Source organism: Streptomyces alkaliterrae, assembly GCF_007097205.2.
Taxonomy (GTDB): Bacteria; Actinomycetota; Actinomycetes; order Streptomycetales; family Streptomycetaceae; genus Streptomyces; species Streptomyces alkaliterrae.
Genome location: NZ_VJYK02000405.1, coordinates 1 through 4,076, shown reverse-complemented (window position 1 = coordinate 4,076; position 4,076 = coordinate 1). Strand labels below are relative to the sequence as shown.

3 protein-coding genes are annotated in these 4,076 nt (G+C 76.9%); all 3 read right to left on the bottom strand.

Annotated elements, in window-relative coordinates; all coding sequences use genetic code 11:
• Nucleotides 1-1,575, bottom strand: a 1,575-nt coding sequence (locus FNX44_RS24600) for a helix-turn-helix domain-containing protein (RefSeq protein WP_143651194.1), incomplete at its 3' end; no start/stop codon positions are given.
• The gene (locus FNX44_RS24595) at nt 1,572-2,813 is read right to left on the bottom strand and encodes a DUF917 domain-containing protein (protein ID WP_143651193.1); all 1,242 of its coding nucleotides are present in this window, start codon (nt 2,811-2,813) and stop codon (nt 1,572-1,574) included. The genes FNX44_RS24600 and FNX44_RS24595, both read right to left, overlap by 4 nt.
• On the bottom strand, nt 2,810-4,076 hold a 1,267-nt coding region (locus FNX44_RS28280), incomplete at its 5' end, for a hydantoinase/oxoprolinase family protein (RefSeq protein ID WP_228450183.1). The genes FNX44_RS24595 and FNX44_RS28280, both read right to left, overlap by 4 nt.

Here is a 4,076-nt window from a genome sequence, read left to right as displayed (position 1 = left end):
GGTGGGAGCGGCGGGGTCGAGGAGGGCGTGGCAGGCGACGTGCAGGGCCAGTCGCTGCTCGGGCGCGTTGAGGTCGACGCCGTGCGCCCGGATGCGTTCGACGCGGCCCAGTATCGTGTTGCGGTGCACGCCCAGCCGGGCGGCGGCCTGCCCGGTGGACCCGGCGCAGTCCAGCAGCGCCGCCAGCGTGGCCAGCAGCACGTCGGCCTTCGGGTCGGCGAGCAGCGGAGCAAGTAACGTCCGGGCCGCGGTGGCGAGTTCGGCCACCGGCAGGGCGGCGAGCACCGCGCGCGGCCCGAGCCGACCGTACAGTTCGACGACGCGCCCGCCGCGTCGGCTCGCGGCGGCGGCGGCCAGCTCCGCCTCGGTCACCGAGCGGCGCAGACCGGCCATGCCCTCCCCCACGTCCCCGACGCCCGCGCTCAGCGGGATGGGGATACGGGCGGACTCCAGCCGCCTGCCGACCTGTTGGCCCACCTGCTCCGAGGTGAGTGCGGCGCCGGTGAACCAGGTGGCCCAGCCGTGTTCGAGGGGGACGAGCGGCGCGTCGGAGAGGTCGGCCTGCCAGGCGGCCGTCACGCCGGGGGCGGCGGCGTCCAGGTCCTGCGGCTCCCAGCCGGCCGGGCGCAGATAGACGGCGACCAGTCGGCCGTCGACGGGCCAGCCCGCGTCCCTGGCGATCTCCTCGGGGCTCTGCTCGACGCCGCGCGGCAGGCTCTCGCGCCCGTCGTGTCCGACGCCGTGGCGGCCGTCCTCGTCGGCGGGCTGCTGCGCGGGGCGACCGGTCAGCAGGGTCTCCATCAGCAGGCGGTCGCGGCTGCCCTGGTGGGCGAGGGAGAGCCGGGTGCCGGCGCCGGCGGAGGCGAGCGGGGCGCGGGCCAGTCGGAGGATGGTCTCGACCGTCTCGGCCCAGGCGGGCGAGGGGGTGTTGATGCGGGCGACCAGCGTCGCCCACGGGCGGCCGTCGGCGGACGGCACCGGCACGGTGACCCGGTGGTGGTCCTCGGCGGGTCCGGCGAGGTCGCCTCCCCCGGCGGCGGCCCGACCGGCGAGCAGATGTCCTTCCTTGGTGACCAGGGCGGCGATCACCCCGGGCACCTCGGAGTTGATGACGCCGACGATGCCGCGCAGGCTGAAGCGCTCGCCGAAGAGCACCGCGCAGCGGGCGATCAGCCGTGCCCTGGCGGCCTCGGTGTCGGCGATGGCGACGGCCATCTCCAGGGCGATGCCGGCCGGGTCCGGCACGGTGAGCAGCGGCATCCGCAGCCGTTCGGCGAGCTGGGTGGTGGAGCCGCTGACCGGGACGGTGTCGGGGGCCACGACGCAGGCGGCGTTGCGTTCCCAGGCGCAGCGCAGCGCCGCTTCCAGCGCCCACACGCCGTGCGCGGCGGCGGGGTGGACCACCATGGCGGTCTGGGGTTCGCAGCGCCGGGCCTGGTCGAGGTCGGAGACCAGGCCCACGCCGGTCACCGGGCGGTGCAGATGGTTGCCGGCGAAGACCCGGGCGCCGCTGAGCGGGCCGAAGCGCACGAGTTGGGCCACTGTCAGTTGGCCGCAGGGGCGGTGACGGCTCATCGGGTGGCCCCCTTGCCTGGCGTGTCGTGCCTGTTGTGGTTGTCCCGTCGGCCGGCCCGGTCGGGTCGCGGCGGTCGGTCTGCGCGCGGCGGTCGCTCGGGTCGTGCCGGTCGGTCGAGGGCTTCGGGCGGGTCGGGTTCGCCGGGGTGGCGGACGGGGAAGCCGAAGGCGCGCGGGCCGGCGAGCGCGAGCCCTGCCGGGGTGTGCCACATGGGGGCCGCCGGGACGACGAGCACGTCCACGTGGTCGGCGACGGCGACGCTCTCCAGCGCCACCGGGCACAGTCGTTGCCGGTCCAGCAGGCACACGACGTCGGGGACGGCAGCGGCGACGGCGCCGTCGATGAGCGCCAGCAGGATCTCGTTCTGCGCCTCCAGCCGCACGACGGGTCCGCCGCCGGCGGGGTCGCTGACGACGATGCTGGTGGGCATGGAGGGGAACGCCCCGGCGCCGCCGGGCGGGTGCGGCAGGTCGACGGCGGTGACCTGTCCGCTGGCCAGCACCCGGGCGCCGACGGTGCGGGCCAGGCCGGCCAGCAGGGAGGCGTGTCTGGTCTCGCGGGTGAGGAGTTCCCCGACGCGCATCACCCTGCTCGTCGCCTCCCGGATCGCGACCGCGCGCAGCTCGCCGGCGGTGGTCGGGTACATCGCGCAGACCATCGCGCCGCCGGAGGCGTCCACGACGCCGCGCAGCAGCCGGTCGGCGCGGGGGGTGTCGCACTCCAGGACGGTCGTGTCGCCGGTCTGGCTGACCGCGGCCAGTGGCGTGACGGGCAGTCCGCCGAGCGCGTAGGTGGTCTGGTGGATGAGCGGCAGGATGCGGCCCATACCGTCGCAGTCGACGAGCGGCAGTCCCAGCAGCGCGGCCGTCGCGATGGGGAACAGGGCGTTGGGTCCGGCGGAGTTGAGCGCGACGACGGCGTCCAGCCGGTGTCCGGTGCGTTCCTCCAGTGCGCGTACGGCGAGGGCGCCCTCGTCGCCGCCCGGCGGGAGCTCGGTGATCGGTGCGAAGCCCCCGACGAGGCCGACGGCGGCGCAGCGGGTTCGCGGCGGCAGGGCGTCCAGCGGCACGAGGGGGACGGGACCCAGCCGGCGCAGCAGGTCGCTCACGCACAGGGTGAGTCCGTCGATGCCGCCGCCGCCCGAGCTGAGGAGTTCGTCCCCGGCGACCAGGGCGGGCACGTCGTCGGCGCTGATGTGGTGGACGGCGGTGGCGCCGCCGTGCGGTGCGGGGTTCATCGGCCGACCTCCGCGCAGGTGCGGCTGGCGGCGCGGACCTGGAGCCGGTAGACCCGCAGGTAGCCGGCGGCGGTGGCGGTGGAGCGCACCACGTAGGCGCTGCCCGGTTCGGCGCCGTGGGCGGCGACGAGGCCGAGCGCGCGCTGTTCGGCGTCCCGCTGGTGCTGTTCGAGGCACTTGGGGCCGTCGGTGGGGACCAGGATGTCGACCCAGGCGCTGGGCTCGGTGAGGGCGGCGCCGACCGCGGTGAGGTCGGCCCGGGGGTGGATGTGCTGGGGTCCGCCGTGGTCCGGGTGTGCCAGGGCCTCGGCGACGGCGACGCCCGCGGGGCTGAGCGCGGCGACGACGTCGCTGGTGTGCCGGCTGCGGGTGGCCAGGAGTGTGGCGGCGGAGGGGGTGTGGACGGGTATCCGGGTGAGGACGGGCTGGGGCAGGCAGGTGCGGATGCCGTTGCCGTCGGTGAGGTCGGTCTCCACGTGCGGGAGGCCGTCGCGCACCTGGCCGATGGTGATCTCGTCGGCGTCGGTGAGCGCGACGACGGCGTCGCTGACCCGGGCGGTGCGGGCGGCGCCGATGAGCGCGGCGGCGGTCCGGGCGGCGAGTCCGACGACCGGCGTCCAGCGCAGCCTGCGGCCGGTGACCCGGCCACCGTCACCGGTGGCGAACCAGCAGGCGGGGGAACCGGGGAGGGCTTCGGTGGCCTGCTCGCAGGAGGTGATGACCCGGTCGGCGACCTCCAGCAGCGCCGCGTTGAGCACGGTGGCGGCCTCCCGCTCCAGCAGGCCGAGGCCGCCGCTCTCGTGGGAGAGGCACAGCTTCAGGTCGGGCCGCCGGGCGAGGAGTTCGGCGGCGAGGGCGGACTCGTGGTCGACGCTGGCGGGGGCGCCGGTGGCGGTGACCGCGACGGCGCGGGCCCCGGAGTCCAGCACGTCCCGCACCCCGCGGCGGACGGCTTCGGGCTCCAGTGCGGCCAGTTCGGTGCCGAACAGGTCGTGACCGCCGCGTACGACGCCGCGCCAGGAGACCAGCGAGGTGACCAGCGGCGAGGGGTGGCCGCCGCCGGGTGGTGCCGCCGGCGGCCTGGGCACGACCCGCACGGCGGCCACCCGCCGGGCGCGGCCCGGTGTGCCCTCGGGGGCGGTGAGCGCGGCTTGGAGCGGTCCGGAGATGTCCCAGGTGACGGAGGCGACCGGGCGCGGCGCGGCGGCGGCCAGCGCCCGCAGCGGGGCCGCTCTGTCGGCGGCGAGTGCGCGGGCGGCGAAC

Excerpts from the sequence above, each read along its gene's own strand:
- FNX44_RS24595 (WP_143651193.1), bottom strand. The coding sequence starts at position 2,813 with ATGAACCCCGCACCGCACGGCGGCGCCACCGCCGTCCACCACATCAGC.